1 protein-coding gene and 1 tRNA gene are annotated in these 673 nt (G+C 46.1%); both read right to left on the minus strand.

Features of this window, described 5'->3' with window-relative positions:
- Positions 1-81: transfer RNA gene (locus ACK8P7_RS10975), tRNA-Leu, on the minus strand.
- Positions 82-260: 179 nt separating this feature from the next.
- Positions 261-389: a hypothetical protein gene (locus tag ACK8P7_RS10980; protein WP_410044235.1), complete on the minus strand. Its 129-nt coding sequence runs from the start codon at positions 387-389 to the stop codon at positions 261-263.
- Between the last annotated feature and the right edge of the window lie 284 nt (positions 390-673).

The following is a 673-nucleotide window of genomic DNA, read 5'->3' on the forward strand; positions in this document are numbered from 1 at the left end:
TGCGGCTCACGGGACTTGAACCCGCACATCAGAGATACAGGAACCTAAATCCTGCGCGTCTGCCAATTCCGCCAAAGCCGCATCTCAACTCATTGCATTATAAAGTATGGATAAGCGAAATGCAAGAAGGGAAGCGCTGATTGATCGCGGCCAGCATTGGCCCAGGGCCTTTTGTTATGCCAAATCCAAGGTTGTATATCCTCGTTCTCTCGCCTGAACTTTTGTCGGAAAAACCGATAGAAGTCTGTATCTGAAATCGCTCACTTTCTTGTCGTACCGATATAATTAACCCCTTCACCATCCAGGGCATCCGTGCCAATGAATTCCTTTTCTAACATGTCCTCCTGCACAAGTGTCTGAAGTTTCCCAGTGTCTTCTTCCACCAGCATTCTACTGACTGCTTCACTCTAACAACTCGCATTTTTTGCGTGTTGTTATTTTATCACTCAACACGCGTATAGAGCCTCACCAGGCCATTTTCTTTCGTGACTTTAAGCACTGCCTGATCACCATATTTCAGAGTACAGATATAATCCGCCCAGCACCATCACCAGTACCAGTACAATGCTGTGAACGCGGCTCACCATCTTCCAGGCATTTTCTTCTTCAACACGTAACTCGCCGTTCTCTGAATCTTTGTCTTCGATATACGTCCGCTTGTTTGATAAAACAT

The organism is Oribacterium sp. P9 (genome assembly GCF_046365365.1).
Taxonomy (GTDB): domain Bacteria; phylum Bacillota; class Clostridia; order Lachnospirales; family Lachnospiraceae; genus Oribacterium.

Bases quoted from the DNA above. Each gene is read 5' to 3' on its own strand.
- ACK8P7_RS10980 (WP_410044235.1), bottom strand. From the start codon at position 389: ATGCTGGTGGAAGAAGACACTGGGAAACTTCAGACACTTGTGCAGGAG.